This window comes from Microcystis flos-aquae FACHB-1344 (genome assembly GCF_014698375.1).
GTDB lineage: Bacteria > Cyanobacteriota > Cyanobacteriia > Cyanobacteriales > Microcystaceae > Microcystis > Microcystis aeruginosa.
In genome coordinates, this window is sequence record NZ_JACJSW010000220.1 from 1 (window position 1) to 19,166 (window position 19,166).

The 19,166-nt window shown below is 44.5% G+C and carries 17 protein-coding genes and 2 pseudogenes; 6 read left to right on the forward strand and 13 right to left on the reverse strand.

The genetic code is table 11. The annotated features are described in order from the left end of the window. The 3 genes and pseudogenes from H6G48_RS23200 to H6G48_RS23205 all read right to left on the reverse strand — a co-directional run. A pseudogene (locus H6G48_RS23200) lies at positions 1-421 on the reverse strand (IS4 family transposase); the annotation flags it as partial. Between the two features lie 135 nt (positions 422-556). Beyond that, entirely contained in the window at positions 557-688 is a 132-nt protein-coding gene (locus tag H6G48_RS26990) for a HepT-like ribonuclease domain-containing protein (protein WP_277925700.1), read from the reverse strand. Between the two features lie 68 nt (positions 689-756). Continuing rightward, positions 757-1,200 (reverse strand): annotated as a pseudogene (locus tag H6G48_RS23205) (transposase family protein); the annotation flags it as partial. Positions 1,201-1,531: 331 nt separating this feature from the next. On the opposite strand from H6G48_RS23205, the gene H6G48_RS23210 reads away from it, so the two are divergent. The 3 genes from H6G48_RS23210 to crtD all read left to right on the forward strand — a co-directional run bounded on the left by H6G48_RS23210 (position 1,532) and on the right by crtD (position 4,813). Beyond that, positions 1,532-2,242 carry a superoxide dismutase gene (locus tag H6G48_RS23210; RefSeq protein WP_190723535.1) on the forward strand — a complete coding sequence of 237 codons (711 nt, stop codon included), beginning with the start codon at positions 1,532-1,534 and terminating at the stop codon, positions 2,240-2,242. A 2-nt stretch (positions 2,243-2,244) separates the two neighbouring features. Continuing rightward, positions 2,245-3,162 (forward strand): homoserine kinase, encoded by a 918-nt coding sequence (thrB, locus tag H6G48_RS23215; protein ID WP_190723451.1) that lies wholly within the window; start codon positions 2,245-2,247, stop codon positions 3,160-3,162. A 157-nt stretch (positions 3,163-3,319) separates the two neighbouring features. Beyond that, positions 3,320-4,813, forward strand: a complete 1,494-nt coding sequence (gene crtD / locus H6G48_RS23220; protein WP_190723453.1) for a C-3',4' desaturase CrtD — start codon at positions 3,320-3,322, stop codon at positions 4,811-4,813. A gap of 315 nt (positions 4,814-5,128) precedes the next feature. On the opposite strand, the gene H6G48_RS23225 is transcribed toward crtD, so the two are convergent. Next, positions 5,129-6,466, reverse strand: coding sequence for a histidine phosphatase family protein (locus H6G48_RS23225; RefSeq protein ID WP_190723455.1), 1,338 nt, complete (start codon positions 6,464-6,466; stop codon positions 5,129-5,131). Between the two features lie 409 nt (positions 6,467-6,875). Between H6G48_RS23225 and H6G48_RS23230 the strand changes: the two genes are divergently transcribed. Further along, complete coding sequence (locus H6G48_RS23230; protein WP_190723457.1) at positions 6,876-8,120, forward strand: DUF4912 domain-containing protein; 1,245 nt, start codon at positions 6,876-6,878, stop codon at positions 8,118-8,120. Positions 8,121-8,463: 343 nt separating this feature from the next. On the opposite strand, the gene H6G48_RS23235 is transcribed toward H6G48_RS23230, so the two are convergent. The 6 genes from H6G48_RS23235 to H6G48_RS23260 form a co-directional block, all read right to left on the reverse strand. Next, complete coding sequence (locus H6G48_RS23235) at positions 8,464-10,116, reverse strand: acetolactate synthase large subunit (protein WP_190723460.1); 1,653 nt, start codon at positions 10,114-10,116, stop codon at positions 8,464-8,466. 219 nt (positions 10,117-10,335) lie between these two features. Further along, positions 10,336-10,815, reverse strand: a complete 480-nt coding sequence (locus H6G48_RS23240; RefSeq protein WP_061431412.1) for a hypothetical protein — start codon at positions 10,813-10,815, stop codon at positions 10,336-10,338. Between the two features lie 652 nt (positions 10,816-11,467). Next, entirely contained in the window at positions 11,468-11,668 is a 201-nt protein-coding gene (locus H6G48_RS23245; RefSeq protein ID WP_190723462.1) for a twin-arginine translocation signal domain-containing protein, read from the reverse strand. Between the two features lie 228 nt (positions 11,669-11,896). Further along, entirely contained in the window at positions 11,897-12,514 is a 618-nt protein-coding gene (locus H6G48_RS23250; RefSeq protein WP_190723464.1) for a PEP-CTERM sorting domain-containing protein, read from the reverse strand. Positions 12,515-12,833: 319 nt separating this feature from the next. Beyond that, positions 12,834-13,508, reverse strand: coding sequence for a TIGR04283 family arsenosugar biosynthesis glycosyltransferase (locus H6G48_RS23255; RefSeq protein WP_190723466.1), 675 nt, complete (start codon positions 13,506-13,508; stop codon positions 12,834-12,836). After that, a complete protein-coding gene (locus H6G48_RS23260) occupies positions 13,495-13,698 on the reverse strand; it encodes a hypothetical protein (RefSeq protein WP_190723468.1) in 204 nt (67 codons plus the stop codon). Before H6G48_RS23260 ends, H6G48_RS23255 begins: the two co-directional genes overlap by 14 nt. Before the next feature lie 41 nt (positions 13,699-13,739). Here H6G48_RS23260 and H6G48_RS23265 point away from each other — a divergent pair, with 41 nt between their 5' ends. Beyond that, a complete protein-coding gene (locus H6G48_RS23265) occupies positions 13,740-14,156 on the forward strand; it encodes a CoA-binding protein (protein ID WP_125731644.1) in 417 nt (138 codons plus the stop codon). A gap of 47 nt (positions 14,157-14,203) precedes the next feature. Here H6G48_RS23265 and H6G48_RS23270 read toward each other — a convergent pair whose 3' ends face one another. Then, positions 14,204-16,063 (reverse strand): iron uptake porin, encoded by a 1,860-nt coding sequence (locus H6G48_RS23270; protein ID WP_190723470.1) that lies wholly within the window; start codon positions 16,061-16,063, stop codon positions 14,204-14,206. Between the two features lie 389 nt (positions 16,064-16,452). Between H6G48_RS23270 and H6G48_RS23275 the strand changes: the two genes are divergently transcribed. Continuing rightward, a complete protein-coding gene (locus H6G48_RS23275) occupies positions 16,453-16,839 on the forward strand; it encodes a hypothetical protein (RefSeq protein WP_004163047.1) in 387 nt (128 codons plus the stop codon). 321 nt (positions 16,840-17,160) lie between these two features. Here the strand turns inward: H6G48_RS23275 and H6G48_RS23280 are convergent, their stop codons facing one another. Next, positions 17,161-18,537: a cobyrinic acid a,c-diamide synthase CobB gene (locus tag H6G48_RS23280; protein ID WP_190723472.1), complete on the reverse strand. Its 1,377-nt coding sequence runs from the start codon at positions 18,535-18,537 to the stop codon at positions 17,161-17,163. Between the two features lie 316 nt (positions 18,538-18,853). Beyond that, positions 18,854-18,994, reverse strand: coding sequence for a hypothetical protein (locus H6G48_RS23285; protein WP_002759867.1), 141 nt, complete (start codon positions 18,992-18,994; stop codon positions 18,854-18,856). Between the last annotated feature and the right edge of the window lie 172 nt (positions 18,995-19,166).

Genomic DNA, 19,166 nt, shown 5'->3' on the forward strand with positions numbered 1-19,166 from the left:
CCAATACTCGCTGCTGTTCTTCGAGATTACTACTTCCTTTTTTATCCAATATCTCCCAATAGATTGGGATGGCTCTCTTGTCATAAATTAGACTCACCATCAAGATATTAATTGCTCCCCAACTCGTTCGGTCTATGGCAATATATACTAATCCTTTTATTGTGAATCTCTCCTGCTGTTTTAACATCTCTTTTAAGCAGAGAAACCAGATTTTTTCAATATTCAGAATTTCCAGCTTTAAAAATCTTTTTAGTTTTTTTCTCCGACTCTCAAACAGGATTGGTATTGGTAAGGCTTCAGCTAATATCTCTAACTTTGCTTGCTTCAATATTTGCAAGGTTCCAACTACCATTAACAACAGTAGATATCTGGCTCGCCCCAGTTCATTTTCTAACACTTTCTGGTATAGTTCACTTATCATTTTCGTTATTTAGGTCATATATGGTAAATATGACTTATCTTTTTTGGGAGTCTGTGTCTGTATTCCATGCTACATAAGCTTTTCAGCTGGCTTGTCCCCCTGTCAGCTAGTTGCTTCTCCAATAATGATAAAATCCTAGAGAACCGCTTTGACAGTTGTTCGATTTTTAGCAAATTCCTCAAACGTCATTCCCTTTGTCCGTTGTTCAATTTCAGTGATAGATTCTAAAATGTCTTGAAGGAGAATTCGCCAATCTCTAGAAGGCATTGATAACATCCACCAACACAGGTTCTCGTCAATGTTCTCTTAAGGTATCCTGAGTTCCTAAATCCACTTTTTAATTTCGATAGGTCTTGATATGTAATTTTTTCGGTCATGTCCTCTAGCATTCTTTGAATCTCTTCTTCCGTTACGTCATTTCTTCGGCTAACATTTAAAATATCTCCTTCTTTTAATTGTTCGAGTATATTCTTGGCTAGTCTTTTCGTATAGGTTCGTTTACTGGCAACAAAATCTAACTCCTCACTAAAGGGTTTCTGACAATTATCGCACTTAAATTAACGACGATTAACTTGTAGGTATACTGATTGACCTGAGATTGGTAAATCTTTGACTAGATGTCGATGATTTTGGTGTAGTTTATCGCTCTCTAAGCCACAATGAGGACAGGTTACTTTTTTATTTTTCGATTCGATTCGGCAAACTATACCGATATTTTCTAGGTGTAGATAGCCTTGAATACAGGTTCCTTTTAGGTTCAAAAATTTGTCAAGTATCATAAGTAAAATACTCTGGTTTTTGGCTATTATATCAAATCTTAACTCTATTGTCTATCTTTTGGTATTAACCTGTTTGTGCCTTAAGTCTTTCCCTGTATGGATTTCAGCTACTTTTAGTTCTAGTCACTTTCAGCGAATTTGATTTTTAGTTAAATATTTGCATAACAAGTCCCGAAGAACCACTTTTGTCTCCCGAAGTACCGATCGATAGGATAATTGATCATCGGAACATCTGCTCTGAGAATATGTAGCTAATATCTAACTACCTCTTGCCTTTCCCTCTTCCATGAGTGCCTATCCTAACCAAGAAGTTAATTTTGTTTTATTACTTATGTCTCTCAATCGCCGTCAATTTATTGATCTTTTAGGTGCTACCCTTGGCACAGCCACTCTTGCCGGTTTTAACCCTGCCGCTTTTGCCGCTACCGGTCCCTATAGTCTTATTCCCCTACCCTATAGCTATGATGCCCTAGAACCTTATATTGATAAGGAAACGATGCAATTTCATCACGATAAACACCATGTTGCCTACGTTAATAATCTCAACCTGGCAGTGGCAAAATATCCAGAATTGCAGAAAAAAACAGTAGTAGAATTAATTAAAAATCTTGACTCTTTGCCCGCCGATATTCGCACCACTATCCGCAATAATGGCGGCGGCGATCTTAATCATACGATGTTTTGGCAGATTATGTCCCCCGATGGCGGTGGCGAAGCAACAGGAGAAATAGGGGCGGCAATAATCGCTAAATTTGGCAGTTTCGAGGAATTTAAAAACGCTTTCAACCAAGCTGGTACTAAACTTTTTGGTAGTGGTTGGACATGGTTGGTTTTAAATAAGTCAGGACAACTGGAAATTACCAGCACTGCTAACCAAGATAGCCCCCTAATGATGGGATTACAGCCAATTATGGGCAATGATGTCTGGGAACACGCCTATTACTTAAAATATCGTAATCAACGGGCTGAGTATTTAAAACAGTGGTGGAATGTGGTTAACTGGGAGGAGGTAAATCGCCGCTATCTTCAGGCAAAAGCTTAACCATGTCAACTTTTACGGTAACAGTTCCCGCTACCACTGCTAATATTGGGCCCGGCTTCGATTGTCTCGGAGCGGCCTTAACCCTATATAATCAGTTTACTTTTACCCTGCTGCCAGCAACGACAGCTAACCCTGTCAGCATTATTGTCAAGGGAACTGAATCAGCTAAAGTTAGCCAAGGTGCTGATAATTTAATCTACACTTCTTTTTTGCAAGTTTATCAAAAAATAGGACAGAATCCGCCCCCTATCGCCATCGAGATCGGTTTAGGGGTTCCTCTGGCTAGAGGTTTAGGTAGTTCTGCCACTGCTATTATCGGTGGGTTAGTGGCTGCTAATCAATGCGCGGGAAATCCTTTATCTATGGGGGAAATCGAAGCATTAGCGATCGCCTTGGAGGGCCATCCGGATAATGTGGTGCCAGCTTTGCGGGGTAACTGTCAGCTATCGGCAGGATATAGCACAAATTGGGCTATTTGTCAAGTATTTTGGCAAAAAAATCTCATTCCCGTCCTAGCGATTCCCGATTTTGAACTGGCTACGGAAAAAGCTCGGGCGGTTTTACCCGAAAAAATTAGCCGTCAGGAGGCAATTTTCAATATTTCCCGCTTGGGTTTATTATTGCGGGGATTGGAGACGGGTAACGGCGATTGGCTGAGAATTGCCCTAGAGGATAAACTGCATCAACCCTATCGCCAATCTTTGATCCCGGGTTACGAAAAGGTGAAAAAAGCCGCCATTAACGCGGGTGCTTACGGGATGGTAATTAGTGGCGCAGGTCCGAGCCTATTAGCTTTAACTAACCCCGACAATGCCCAAAAAACAGCAACAGAGATGAAAAATGCTTGGCAGCAAGTGGGGATTAACTCTGAGGTGAAAATTTTAGCTTTAGATACCCTAGGGGCGCAAGTAAACTGTTAAGCCTCCAATTTACCGGTTAAGAGTCCCGGGCAGATTGGTTGGGGTGCGGGGAAGTGGGGTGTGGGGAAGTGGGGAGCTTTTCAGTGAACAGTAATCAGTAATCAGTGAAAAGACAGCAGTGTTAGGATAAAAATAAATATAAATAATTATTAAGAAAATGACGCGAATTACCGTTATTGGTGCAGGGATTGGCGGACTAACGGCGGCGGCATTATTGGCGCGTCGAGGTTATCAAGTCACAGTATATGATCAGGCGCTTGTCCCCGGAGGTTGTGCCTCGACTTTTTCCCGTCGGGGTTTTACTTTTGATGTGGGGGCAACTCAAGTGGCAGGATTAGAAGTAGGGGGCATTCATCAGCGCATTTTTGCCGAATTAGGGATAGATTTACCCGATTCTGTCCCCTGCGATCCCGCTTGTGCCGTTTTTCTGCCGGGGGAAACCACTGCGATTAACGTCTGGCGCGATCGGCAAAAGTGGCAAGAGGAAAGACAAAAACAATTTCCGGGCAGCGAACCTTTTTGGCAATTATTACAAAAGCTCTTTCAAGCAAGTTGGCGTTTTCAAAGTCGCGATCCAGTTTTACCCCCGCGCAACTGGTGGGATTTAGGGCAATTAATCGCCGCTTTGCGTTTAGATACTGCCATTACCTTCCCCTTTACTTTGATGACTGTGGGCGATGCTCTGCGATTATACGGCTTAGAGAGGGATAAACGCCTAAAAACCTTTCTGGATCTCCAGTTAAAGCTTTATTCCCAAGTTACTGCCGATGAAACCGCTTTACTTTATGCCGCCACCGCTTTAGCAGTTTCTCAGTCTCCCCAAGGTTTATCCCACCTTCAGGGTAGTATGCAAGTATTAAGCGATCGCCTAGTAACAGCTTTGGAAAAATACGGCGGTAAATTGCAAATGCGCCACACAGTGGAAAAAATACTGACAGAAAAGGGAAAAGCCACGGGAATTATCGTCAGAAATCAAAAAAATGGTCAAATATATCCAGAAATGGCCGATGAGATTGTGGCTAATATCCCGATCCAAAATTTACCACAATTAATCGATCGCGAAGCCATTCCCAGTCTTTATCACCGGAGAATCGAAAAACTTCCCCCCGCATCCGGTGCTTTTGTGGTTTACTTAGGAGTCGATCGCGCTGCTATTCCCCCCGATTGTCCTCCCCATTTGCAATTCCTCTACGATGACGATGGCATAATCGGCGAAAATAACTCTTTGTTTGTTTCCGTGAGTAAAGAAGGGGATGGTCGCGCTCCAGTGGGAAAAGCGACGATTATTGCTTCTTCCTTCACCGATACCAGTCTTTGGTGGCGAAAAGGAGAAGATAATTATCAGCAATTAAAAGCAGCATACACCCAAGAGGCGATCGAGCGTCTCGGTAATTATTTCCATCTTAGTCCTGATCACATCGTTCACATCGAATCAGCTACACCTCGCACTTTTGAACGGTTTACGGGGCGAAATCAGGGCATTGTCGGCGGTATTGGTCAAAGACTGTCCACTTTTGGCCCTTTTGGCGTAGCGACGCGCACTCCGATCCCCCATCTTTGGTTAGTGGGAGATTCCACCCATCCGGGAGAAGGCACTGCCGGAGTCAGCTATTCGGCACTAACGGTAGTTAGACAGATTGAAAATCAATAGACCTCTTGTAAAAATCAAAAATTGTTGTTAGGGTTAGGAGTCAGTAGTCAGTAGTCAGGAGAATTAAGAATGGATAATAATCAATTAAATAGTATATTTACAGATTTTATGCCATTTAATCCTTATTTTTGCCGTTTTTAAACCCTCAAAAATTAATTATGCAAGAGCTTGAATTATTAGCTTCTAGTTAGCAGGAAGTGGGGAAGTGGGAAGTGGGGAAATTGAACTAAAACCCCAAAACCCCAATCCCCAACGCCTAAAACCTGTCTTCTATCTCCTGTCTCCTGTCTCCTGACTCCTGACTCCTGATCACTGTTATAAAGCGCCAGCTGCCGTGCGATCGAGTATTCCTGATCCTAGATGAGAGGTAATATTAATTGCTTGCAGGACCGGTTGAGAGTCAACTCCTTTGGCATAATCGATAACACTAACCGCGCCATTTCCCTGTTTAATATTCCAGAAATTGGCGGGTTTTAAACCCAATAAATAACAAAGAATCACCTTATTAATGGCATCGTGAGCTACTACCATAATTGTCTGAGGTCGATCGCTATTACTATAGGTTTTAACGATTTGCTGCCAACAAGCGATCGCTCGATCCCAAACTTCCTGTAAATTCTCCCCTTCCGGCATTTGCACGGTTTCTGGGGCATTTTTCCAGTCTTCTAACATCCCGGGGAAACTCGCTTCAATTTCCTCCTCTAATTTACCTTCCCAAAGTCCGTGACAGATTTCTGTCAGATCCCCTTGGGTATCTAAGGTGACATTGGGGTGATATTGCAGGATAATTTGGGCAGTTTCCTTGGGACGGGACAAAGGACTGGTGACAGCGTGATTGATCGCCGTTTCTCGCAGAAATTCGGCGGCTTTCTCAGCTTGAGCTTTGCCATTATCATTGAGAGGAATATCGCGCACACCTTGAAAACGTTTATCCCGATTCCATTGGGTTTCTCCGTGACGCACCAGCAGCAGCCTCGAACCTTGGAAAGGAGGACGTGGTGGGGGTAAAGCTATCCCTAGGTGTGCCGTTTGATTGAGGGATTCCACCTGGACAGGATCACCAAAATTACGCGTAAAATTGAGAACATTAACGCAACAGTTAGATTGTTGTAGGGAATGGTATAAGGAAACCGGAATACCAATGGCACTGAGAATTAAACAGCGATTAATGCCGTTATGGGCAACAATGAGGATAGTTTTGCCCTCGTGTTGGGGAATAATTTCTCGCCAAAAATCTTGGGCTTGTTGATAGAGAGAGAGAACGGGATAATGTTCTTGACCATCGGGCAGTATCATCTTAAATTCGTGAGGTTTTTGCTGCCAATCCCGATATTCTTGGGGGTATTGAGCTTTTACCTCCTCTTTGACCATATTTTCCCAGATAGGCAGATCGATTTCTAGTAACTGGGAAGTGGGTTGAATGACGGGAGAATTATTTAAACGAGACTGAATCACCTCAGCAGTAGATTTGGCTCTTTGGAGAGGACTACAGTAAAAAGCGGCGATATCGATTTGACTGAGGGCATTTCCTACTTTTTCCGCGTCCAGATGACCTTTTTCCGTCAAAACCGAGCCATCACTGCGACCTTGTATTTTCTGCTCTGCGTTATAACTGCTTTGTCCATGACGAACAATAATCACACGGGTAGCCAAGCGGTTCAGTCTCCTTAACTAAAAGTCTCAATATCAGATTACAGGCGATCGGGATCGGAGTACAAATCAGTGATCAGTAATCAGTAATCAGTAATCAGTGTAGCGCATTTGTACTAAAATATCGCCTACAGTTTCAAGGCAGCACAGAATATCAAAACTTCCTGATATAACAATCTCTTTGGGATCAAGGGTTTGGCGGTTTTGTCAAGAAATCATGACAAGGTACTTGGTCAAAATCGGAATCTTACTGTTTAATAGGTATTTATAACAAGCGATTCCCTTGATCCCCATCGAGTGGATCTCTCGTTCACACAGCAATCGATGAGTAGTTAGAAGGATTACCCAGATAACTGCTTTTGCAAATGCTCAAAAACATTTGCCGTCGTAACTAATCGGAGAGTGTCAACTCATGGTCCCAGAATACCCACCCTTAGATGAGATGACCTTGCGGCAACTGCGACGAGTTGCCAGTCAATACAGCATCTCTCGTTACAGTCGGATGCGGAAAACGCAATTAATTGAGGCAATTACCCAAGCTATGGGAGTAAGCGGCAATTTTAAATCTATTATTAAAGAGGAAAAACCAGTGGAAGCAGCAAAATTTGAATTAGGTCAAGCTAACCCGATCGAAGACATCCTAGGTTCAGTGGATGATGGTTTAGGAGATCTGCCCGGTGGCTACGGTGAAAATCGCATCACCCTCCTACCTCGCGATCCTCAGTGGGCCTATGCTTACTGGGATATCCCCAACGAATCAAAAGAAGATCTACGTCGTCAAGGGGGACAACAGTTAGCCCTGCGTCTTTATGATGTCACCGATATCGATCTCAATAGCCAAGGCGCGCATAGCGTCCAAGAATATCTCTGTGATGAATTGGCCCGGGAATGGTATTTACCGATTCCGGTCAGCGATCGAGATTATGTTATCGATATCGGTTATCGTTGTGCTGATGGTCGTTGGTTAGTTTTGGCCCGTTCTCCTTTAGTGCGGATTCCTCCCGTCTATCCTTCCGACTGGATTGAAGATGTTTTTGTCACCGTTAACTGGGAAGAAGAACTGGTGGGTAAAACTGTTTACGAACTCGTTCCCCCCAGCAAACGCTACGGCAGCAGCGCCGGAACCACGGGAAGCCCTATATACGACCAAATTTTCGAGAGTGTCGGCGATATGGAGGCCCTACGGGTGGCTGGTTCCTTGTTTGGTTCCATGCAGCACGTCGCCGGTTCCGTACCGATGTCGGAAGTGATCAGTTCTTATGTATTCCCCTCCGGGGTTGGTATGTGGGCAGTTCCCACGGTATCGGGACTAACCGCTTCCGGTATCGGCATGACTGCTTCTGGTATCGGTATGGGTGCTTCGGAAACCCTACAACGTCCGCGCAAATTCTGGTTAGTTGCCGATGCCGAATTAATCGTCTATGGTGCCACCGAACCCGATGCCACCGTAACTATCGGTGGTCGTCCGATTAAACTCAATTCCGATGGCACTTTCCGCTATCAGATGTCCTTCCAAGACGGTTTAATCGATTATCCGATTATGGCCGTGGCCGCCGATGGTGAACAAAATCGTTCTATCCACATGAAATTTACCCGGGAAACCCCCTCTCGCAATACCAACACTAAAGACGAGGCGGTTCTAGAATGGTTGTTCTAGATTGGGTTTTCTAACGTTACCAAAGCCAAACCAATTACTTCCCCCTAACTGAGATTTAGTTAGGGTCTGCTGAAAAAGTAGGGGCGAAGCATTCGGGCAATAACCTATCGGTGAAACCGGAGATTTTCTATCCGAATGCTTCGCCCCTACAGGACGCGGGCCGATGAAGACGCCAGGTTTTGAAGCACGATTCTCTCAAAATCTTGCACCTGTGGGAGCAAGAAAAGCCACAAAACCCTTACCCTGCCTACATTTCACATTTATTCAGCCAGCCCTAGTTAGGGGATTTTTTTCGAGAAGATAACGGCAAGCTACCGAGGGGGTTGCTTGCCGTTATCAACTTCTATTCCCAAATCTGACAGCTTAGATCGCCCGATTTTTGGGAAAGACGCAGATTTTCACCGTAATCGACGGGAACATCGATCACCGTGGGCACCTCTTGCCGGAAAGCATCCTCTAGTATTGGGATCAAATCCTGAGCAGATTCCACCCGATAGCCTTTTAATCCCATACTTTCGGCAAATTTAACAAAATCGGGATTACCAAACTTAATAAAAGAAGAGGTCCCAAAATAGTTTAACTGCTTCCATTCGATTAAACCGTAACCGCCATCATTAAAGATGAGAGTGACGAAGGGAGTTCCCACCCGCAAAGCTGTCTCCAATTCCTGACAATTCATCATAAAACCGCCGTCTCCCGTCACCGCCACAATGCGCTTATCGGGATAAACTAACTTAGCGGCGATCGCACCAGGGATAGCAATACCCATAGCGGCGAAACCGTTAGAAATAATGCAAGTATTGGGACAATCGGAGTGATACTGGCGCGCCATCCACATTTTATGAGCGCCCACGTCACAAATAGCGATATCTTCCGGTCCCATCACCTGACGCAGATCGTAGATCAATTTTTGTGGCTTGATCGGAAAACCCGTATCATTGGCATAAGTTTCGTAATCGGCCCGAATTTCCGTCTTTAATCCCGCGGTGACAGGAGTTGGTTTATTCTGGCGATCGGCCCGTTTGAGGATATCGATGAGAGAATCGGTGATATCACCCACCACTTCCACCACCGGGGCATAACTGCTGTCAATTTCCGCCGGAGTCATGCCGATGTGAATAATCGGTAATTTCCCGTCTGGATTCCATTTTTTCGGGGAATACTCGATTAAATCGTAACCAACAGCGATAATTAAATCACTGCGCTCGAAGGCACAACTAATCAAATCCCGTTGCTGTAATCCTACCGCCCAAAGAGCCAGAGGATGGGTATAGGGAATCACCCCCTTACCCATAAAAGTGTTAGCCACAGGGATATTCAAGGCCGTGGCGAATTCCGTTAAAGCCTCACTAGCATTAGCGCGAATTGCCCCATTTCCCGCCAAAATCAAGGGATTTTTCGCTTTAGAAATCACCGCCGCCGCCATGTTCAAAGTCCGGTAGGAAGCGTAAACTTTTTCCTGACTATCGAGGGGCAAGGGATGTCCATCGGCAGCCATAGCGGCGATATTTTCGGGAAGATCAATATGAACTGCCCCCGGTTTCTCACTTTGTGCGGTTTTAAAGGCTCTCCGTACCACTTCTGGGGTGATACCCGGCCGCACGATTTGTTTATTCCATTTCGTCACCGGGGCGAACATGGCCACCAGATCCAGGTATTGATGGGATTCAATGTGCATCCGATCGGTTCCCACCTGGCCAGTGATGGCCACTAAGGGCGCCCCATCGAGGTTAGCATCGGCTACCCCTGTCATCAGGTTAGTCGCCCCCGGTCCTAAAGTGGAGAGACAAACCCCCGCTTTTCCCGTCAAGCGTCCATAGACATCGGCCATAAAAGCCGCGCCCTGTTCGTGACGGGTGGTGATAAATTTGATCGAGGAGTTTTTCAGGGCTTCCAAAACATCGAGGTTTTCTTCCCCGGGTAGCCCAAAAATATACTCGACCCCTTCATTCTCTAGACATTTAACTAGAAGTTCGGCTGTGTTTAATTCCCCCATAATTCCCTCCTGTAGAGCTTACTTCATCAGTAAAGTCTCTAGAGATAGTTCATCCCGGCGGATTGAGGTTGTTGCGCTCAACTCGTCGGGATGATATCAGTAGACTATATGTACCAATGTAGCTGACTAAAATTTTGTTTAAGTCTATCCATATACCATTGTGACTTAGATCTTGACCCTTGGCAGATTATTTATTAGCACAATTGGGGAGAATTTTTTTTAGGCCGTTAATTCTTCGGCGGCGTGGGCTAGTTGGGCGGCGACTTTGGCTAGATAGGGACGACTTAACCACCAGATAAAGGGGGACAGCCAACCCCGCAGAGTGACAGAATAGGAAATATAACTACCACAGAGGGTTGATTCCACTTGGTAGGTCATTTTCTGTTCCATGCCGGGGATAGCGAGAACTCTTAGGCTGAGGAGTTCACCGGGGCGAACATTTTCCACGAAAACCCGGACAGGAATGGGAGTCAGACGGGTGACAGCTTGATAGATTAACCCCGGTTTAGCGATTAAACCCAAGGGAACATCAGCCTTGGCGATCAAAGGATGCCAAGAGACATCGGCCACATTGATTAATTTTTGCCAGAGGACATCGACGGGGGCGGTACTGACCACCCGATAGGTTTTGTAGAGTGAAAACTTACAGAATAGTCTGCCTTTGGCCGCTACAATCCTTAAGGAAAAATTGAGAATCACCGATTGCCTCCCGCAAAAATAATCTAGGGAATCTTCTATTTTGACATACCCCACGTCCGTTTACGGACGTGGATTCTTCTCGCATCACTGCTGTGAATTTATGGCTCAACGAGTCCACTTGAATTAGATTCCTGGCGAAATCCCACCCAGAGGTGGTTCTCTCCTCAGACTTTCGCAACCTTACAGAAGCCTGTTTTCGGAGTCCCCTACGATACAGTTCCAAACCTCTAAAATACTTGGTTTCTCTGGTACTTGGTGCTGAGAATTTTTACCTATAGGAGCATTCCCCTAGAGAACCCCATAACTCTAGTTTTCAAGGTGCGTTCATCGGTTGATGACTGGGTTTTTTAAGCGGTTGCTTACCCGGCCCCCTATTCTTAATAGCATACATCCTATAAAGTCGCCCTCAAAGGGCGAGGCTTTAAACCCAATTTTTCGGTAAAAAATAAATGGCTTTCCGGCAGTGTGCGCTTTTGATAATTGTCAATTATATGAATAGATTGATAAAGCTTGTTCTCAAGCCACTAAAAGCCTATCAGTTCTTTGTGTGATCAGTTTAACTTACTATAGAAGCGATCAATCTTTGTGTCCTCTGTGTCTGGAGTGGTTCCTTCCACTCCCTCGCCAGCAGGACTGTATCTTAGAATACATTTTACCCACCAAACCTAAGATAGCCTGGTTCTTCGGTTTGTGTTATGCCATGGATGGGGTTACAAGGGATGAAAACCCTATATAGAGTTGGCTGAATAAATCTAATTTTTTCGATAAAAGCGGCAGGGTTAAAACCAGCAAGAGTGGCTGTGCCAAGGGTAGCACCTAAAAGATAAAGAAATTGACGGCGATCGAGAGACATATTCTCAGAGCAGATGTTCCGATGATCAATTATCCTATCGATCGGTGCCTTGGCAAAGAAAAGTTTTTATTTTTACCTGTCCGCTATAAGATGTCAAATTTTTTGAGTAATTGCCGGGGAATTTAAAAAAATTTGTTTACTCAAATTAAGAGTTAAATTTGGAAGGTTTCTAGAGCGCGTTTTTCCTCAAGTTGGGATGGGATTTTTCCCATCCCCACACTTGTCAATTTATCGTTTTTGTTTGAATTGAGAACCGATGCCCAAAAGTCCTAAACCCAATAATCCTAAAATTGCCGAAGGTTCGGGAACCGGTGTAGCACTGGGAGTGACATTGATGTTATCAAACTGATGAAACGGAGATGCCTGAATCCATTGAACAGATACTAAATTAGTGAAGCTAGAATTAAAGGTAAAAGTTTCTAGGGTACTAAGAATTGCATCGGTAGTAAAAGATTGGGTAACGATGCTAGAATCTGCCTTTGTTCCTGTAAAATTGACAGTCACACTATTATTACCAAGGAGGCTAGTTAGTTGAATAGAATTTAAGTCAAATAAGCCTCCGCCATTTTGGTTTAATCTGGTGATTCCATCACTCGTATCATTGAATAAGGCGGTAGAACCAGGGTAACGAAATTCCTGAGTGCCAAAAAATGCAAAGGGAAAAGGAGTAGACAGGTTACCTAGGGTAAAACCGTCTTCGGTATAGGTAAAACCGACATTATTAGCGACTGAGTTATTTTGTTCTAAGCTTTGAAAATCGATAATTACAGCTTGGGCGGCTTGCAAAGGGGTTAGGATGGCTAGAGTTGCCCCCGCTACCAATAAGCAATGCTTACCCCCCCGCATTTTTAATTATTTTTGTTAATGTTTGCGCCATGAAAACCTCTTCTTTGGTATGGTTTCCTCGATTATATAATTGTATTTTTCAAAAGACTGCTACTGCCTGCTACCAATAAGTAATGCTTACTCCCCCCGCATTTTTAATTATTTTTGTTAATGTTTGCGCCATGAAAACCTCTTCTTTGGTAGGGTTTCTTCGATTGTATAATTGTCTTTGCCTCTCTTGGATATTGGCTGAAAAATGTTCACAATGTCACATTATGGGCGCAAGCGTTGCGCCCCTACATTACACAATGACCTCAAATACTTTTTCAGCAAGCATTTATTACCATAAACGATAAAAACTTTTCAACAAATGCGGCGGAATTTTTAGATAATAACCAATAATAACTAATTGATTAACTAAGGTAGTTTTGCCAACTCCTAATGTTTGCCAACGTCTTGCCGAGGTAATCACCGCGGCAGAAACTATGGCTATTTTACCCCTTTTTTTCAATCTTTGTATTAATTCAAAATCTTCCATAATTGGCAACTCAGGAAAACCGCCCAAATCTGCCAATATTGAGGCTTTTAAAAATATTCCTTGATCTCCGTAGGGAAGAGAAAGCCAGCGAGAACGCCAATTAACTAATTTTTCCACTAAACGCAGGGATTTTTCCTCTCCATCAATTTTTAATTCAAAGGCCCCCGCTACTATCCCAGATTGGGATAAAGTATCGATAATTTGTTCTTGAAATTCCTGGGGAAGTAAAGTATCTCCGTGCAGAAATAACAAAATATCTCCTTTGGCTATTTTGGCTCCTAAATTCATCTGAAATGCACGACCTTTTCTGGGTGAAATAATTACTTTCGCTCCCAATTGTTCGGCTATTTCTCTAGTTTTATCGGTACTTCCCCCATCGACAACAATAATTTCTACCCCCGCACCTATCTGTTTTAACGTTGCGGCAATTCTTAACTCCTCATTAAGAGTCGGAATGATAATACTAAGATAATTCATCAGGTTTTGCGCTAACTAAAGTCACAGGATTTAGGGGCGACCATCGGGTAAATTTTCCTACAGATACCGAGGGATTGACTGGGATTTTTAATAACTGTTTTTCCTGTAGAAAAGTTAAACATTGCTGCCAGTTCTTCAGAGTGGCTAAAGCTGCCGTCAAAAGTCGATGCCAAATTAGGTTACACTTCATCTTTATGGGAAACGAAACTCTGTTCTAAGATAGGTGGGACAATGCCGAATATTAAAGGAGACGATGGTGCGCTCAAAACCATCTTCAGCAATAGTAAAATTATCGCAGTGGTCGGGCATTCCGAGAAATCGAGCCGCGCCAGCTATCAGGTGGCCAAATTCCTGCAAGCGGTGGGTTATCGAGTCTATCCTGTCAATCCTATGGTCAAGCAAATTGACGGTCAAAGCTGCTATCCTTCTCTAGAGGCTATCCCCGAACCTGTGGATATTGTTAACGTTTTTCGTCATCCTGATTATCTACCCGAAATTGTCGAGTCAGCTATTGCTATTCGGGCTGCTACCCTTTGGACACAATTGAGAATTTATCACCCAGTTGCCGAAAAAAAAGCGATCGAGGCGGGTTTAAACGTGATTATGGATGCTTGTATCCAGATAGAATATCAGCGTTTATTTGCCTAAAACAAAACCCCACCATGGGTGGGGTTTCGGGTTTAATTTAGGAAATCCTAGAAGGTAAAGGTTCCGCGGAGAGTGCCAATCCACTCGTTACCAGTGCCTTTGAACTGTTCAGGTGCAGAAATCCAGATGACACCGGGGGTGATAGAAATATTGTCGGTGACTTGGTACTTGTAGAACAATTCAACGTGGTAGGGAACGATGTTAGATACTTTTAGCCCCATGTCTCGGAAGCTTAAGTGACCGATGTAGGGCTGCGCACCAGCAAACAGACCTAAGATATTTCCTTCTTTACCCAAGTCGGGGAAGGCAATACCAGCACCGTAGGTCCACACTTCCGCATCACCGAGACCGAGTAAACGCACGGTGGAGTAGGAACCGAAGGCACTCAAGCTGGCGAAACCAATATCCACTGCACCGGTTAAACCGTAGCTATTGGATACTTTGGCTCCGAAGTTGAAGAAACCGACTTTATCCTGTAGGGTGACGTCTCCAGGAGGGTTGCCGTTGACGTTGAGCAGGGTATTTAACTGAGTTTGGGAAAGGTTAGCAGCGGAAGTACCCGTTACACCGAAGGAACCACCGTTACCGAAGATGGCGGTATCGGCACCTTGGTAAGCGTTAACGTAGGTGAAGCCGACGTTGAGGAAGTTAAAGAGGTTAGCGTTAATCTGTGCTAAAGCGGCGTAATCTCCGTTAAAGAGACCATTACCCGGGTTAGGATTGGCCGCAGAACTAGAGCCACCACCACCGGCTAAGTAACCCAAGGATAGGGAGGTCGGACCGACAATGCTTTGGAGGAAGCCTAACTGTAGGCTAACACCAGCCCCAGAACCACCACCGATACGATAGATGGGGTTTTCGGATGCGAAGGTAGATAGCGCACCATTACCACCGTCGAAGTCTTCAAAGAAGGGGTTAGTGGTGGGAACGAAGTCATTCCAAATACCACCCCAAGCGGCAACATAGGTATTGAAGCGACCAAAATAGCCTAAGTCAATCGGGGTATAGTAGGCCAACCAGTCGAGAACCACATTGCTACCGTTACCGGCGGCGGTCCAAGTTTGATAAAGGGAAGGGCTTTGCAGATTATCGAATCTGACGGAAGCGGGATCACCATTTTGTAGTGTGGTGGTCGATTTGTAATCAAATCCGAAGGGAGTGGCACTACCCGCCGCTAAACGAGTTTTCAGTACGTCCTGACCGGTGAAGCTCGTGTTTAACAGCAAACGAGCGCGGTATTGCATGGCGGCCTGGGAGGCGGGGCTACCAGCACCGACCGTATCGGTGACAGCGAAAATAACTTCCCCAGCTAATTTGGTGGTGGTGGAGAATTGGTTATTTTCGAGGAAAGACACCCGGCTTTCTAAGTTATCAACTCTAGCTCCCAAGGCCGCTAATTCGGCCTGGAACTCATCCATCAAGCGCTTGAGGGCATCTAAGTCTTCCTTGAGGACGTTGACACCATCTTGAATTAAACGTTCCATGACGTTTAAGCAAGCGTTTAAACCAGCCGCAAATTCCCAACGGGTTAAAGCTCGGTCGCCGCGGAAGGTGCGATCGGGATAACCAACAATACAACCATAGCGTTCAACTAAACTTCTTAAAGCCTCGAAAGCCCAAGCGGTGGGGGAAACATCCCGCAGTTGGTTAACGCTGGTGACTTGATCGATGGTGTTGCCCTGTACGGGTGCCACTTGACCTTCGTTACCGTACTGTTCGATCTGATTGAGTAATTCGCCAGTTCCTGCAGCGTTGTCCTGAACTTGAGCGATTTCTAGATTGTTAAATTCGGTAGAAACACTGGTAGATTTGGCGGGATCGAAGCTACTAGCATTAGCGGAAGCTACTAGGGTAGCCCCTAAAATCGCTGGGCTAACCAGCAATGATTTCCAGAACATTCTTAACATGATGGTTTTTTCCTCACACCTTATAGGTTGACTACACAGTTTGACGACGCATATAGCCTTTCTATTCTTTTGCCATTATACACAATTTAATTACTTAGGGAAAGATGCGATCTCATTTTTTTTCCCTTGACCAGTTGAAAAAGTGGCCACCCTGTCGCTCCTAACGGCACTTAAACAAAAACTAAAGTAGGTTAGAATCCTTACACAGAGAAAACTTAAGCTCATACAACAGGCTCGTCTAGACGAGTCGGGCAAGGTTCTGTGATTTTGATAACGGCCACTGAACTGGGTTGTTGTCAGGTTAATTGATGATTTCTCTGGTGGCACTCTTAATATGGAGTGATGTCTAATGGGCAAAACTTAACGCCGATAAAAACAGAGACAAGACCATGAAAAAAAGAAAGATAGCCAATACACTGCGTAAAGCCTTGCTAGAAGATGGCAAGATGGAACGCGCTCTCTATGAATACGAATTAGAAGAACACATAGACTACTGGTACGAAGGTCTCAAGTCCGACCGTGATCAGTTTGTCTTTGCCGTCACGGAAAACTCCGGTGATGTGGCAATGGTATTGATTACGCCGGGTAAAACTATCTATGTCAATGAGGAGGCGAGAGAGAAACTAGCTAAATTCTGGATAAAAGCTTATGAGAATAATATAAATCAACTCATTCCCATGATGGCAGAGAATTTGGCCAATGATATTATCTCGGTGACAGGCGTTAAAATGGTGTCCCCAAACCAGAAGCGACGCTGGGTTAGTTTGCGCCCGTAGAGTTAAAGTCAAGAAAGGCTCACTTAGGAAAAAATTGGTATTAGTTCTGGTTCTGGGGTTCCCAGATGACGGGAAACCCCCAAAAACTATCCGCCCTTACCAATTGCTCGGTAAGGGCGGTGTAGCGGGTCATCGGAATCGACACCAGACTGCCGGAAGGAACTCCAGCTAGTCTAAATCTTGTTTAGACGTGGGGTCTAGAGAACAGCCCCGGCGCACAGCCGGCTATTGTCGATTAGGAGACCCATGCTTTTACTACTTTCTACCATCGACATCACCTCCTGTATCCCTTAACGGATTGATTATCAAATTTATCTGTAATTAGCTTAACGCAGCTGTGCGGAAAAAATCAAGGCCGGCAGCTAAAAATTTTTTCGGCAGGCTGAGATTAGCCCCAAAATGTAGGTGAAGATAGGAAGCGTGCAGATTCTTACCTTGCCACCCTTCGGCATTGATCTCACTTTTGGGGAATGCTTGCAGTTGATAAATCGGTGCGTCGCTCACCCCGCTTAATTGGGAGCGATGGAATTCATGGCCGCGCACTGGTTGACCTGCTTTGAGCAGGATCGTCTCCTGTTTGGCGATGGCTTGCCGATAACCTAGGGTTAATTTCGGGGACATTATAGCAGATTGGGGGATTATTTGCAACATAGAATGGTTTTTTTGCTCAAAATCAACTATTTTGTCACATAAATACATTAATCCCCCACATTCGGCGTAGGTGGGCATTCCAGAGGCGATCGCTTTTCTCACCTGAGTTAAGATAGGGGTGTTAGCCGCTAATTCCGGGGCAAAGATTTCGGGAAAACCGCCACCAAAGTACAACCCTTGCAGGTTTTCGGGCAAATTTGCCCCTTGCAAGGGACTCCAAAAGATTAATTCCGCGCCTAAATTGGCTAAAATATCGAGATTATCGGGATAATAAAAGTTAAAAGCCTTATCTCTGGCAATACCGATACGGATAGGGGGAAAAAGCTTATTTGCTCTTGGGGGATTTTTCGGGTTCTCTTGGGGAGAAATAGTGAGTAAAGGCAAGAGAATGTCCCAATTAAAGCAGTTTTGGGCAATAGAAGCCAGTTGATCTTGCAGTTGCCTGATTTCTCCTAGTTCATCCCTGGGAACCAATCCTAGATGGCGATCGGGAATTGTCAGGGAATCTTGACGACGCAAAACCCCGACAATCGGCATATTGATCGATTCTAGGGCGGTTTGCAGTAATTGCAGGTGGCGATCGCTGCCAACCCGATTGAGGATAACTCCGGCTAGATGAAGATTTTTGTCTAAAGATTGATAACCGCGGACAATAGCGGCGACAGAGGTAGATAAACGACTACAATCGATAACTAACAGCAGAGGAAGCCCTAAAATACGGGCAATATGGGCGGTACTGGCATAATCGGGAAATTGAGTATCGCTTAATTGAATACCATCAAATAGCCCCATTACCCCTTCAATCAGAGCATAATCGACATTTTGACAATGTTGGGCAAAACAGTTTCTTACATAGTCTTCAGAAGTTAAAACCGGATCGAGATTGCGACAGGGGCGACCGGTAAAATGACTATGGAACATGGGATCGATATAATCGGGCCCGACTTTAAAAGATTGCACTCGATCGCCACGACTGATTAAATAGGCCAAGATTGCCAGAGTAATCGTCGTTTTACCGACTCCGCTTCTTTCTCCTGCGATGATCATTATTAGTTGTTTTTTTTCGAGATCGAGCTAGACTTAATTAACCTTTTAAGTAGTTGGACAAAAGTAAAGTTAACTGTGGGGTAAGGAGTCAGGAGTCAGGAGTCGGTCGTCAGTAAGAATTGCGGCAATTTACATTTCTTAAGATAGACAACAGAATTTATGTCCGACTACTTACACAATCAATTCTAGAGCTTGCCAACGGCTAATAGAGTTAATTTTGGCCGCTAACTTGCCCTGTGTCAATCGACTTTTTTTATTAGCGGCAAAACCGATTTAACCACGTTTAGGAGCCTTGGCATCATCTCCGGACGACCAGCTATTGTTCTGACGTTGCCCAAAACCAGAGACTTCCTACCCCACCATGAAGATAGGCTAAGACGCATTTTAACCGCCTATCCTTGAGATTGGCTAAATCTACCCAAATCCCTTTACTGTTGCCTGTTGCCTGTTGCCTCATCTCAACAAGCAATTTAAATTCGCGGGCAGCTTAACTGCTAGATTAGCTGACCAATGTTGTTTAGCTGTTAATTTTTGTAAAAAAAACATCGTCTGTATCCTATTGTACAGCTAGACTAAAAATATCTAGAAAAAGCAGTTAGATCGGCAAGAGGGAAAAGGTAAAAACCCTG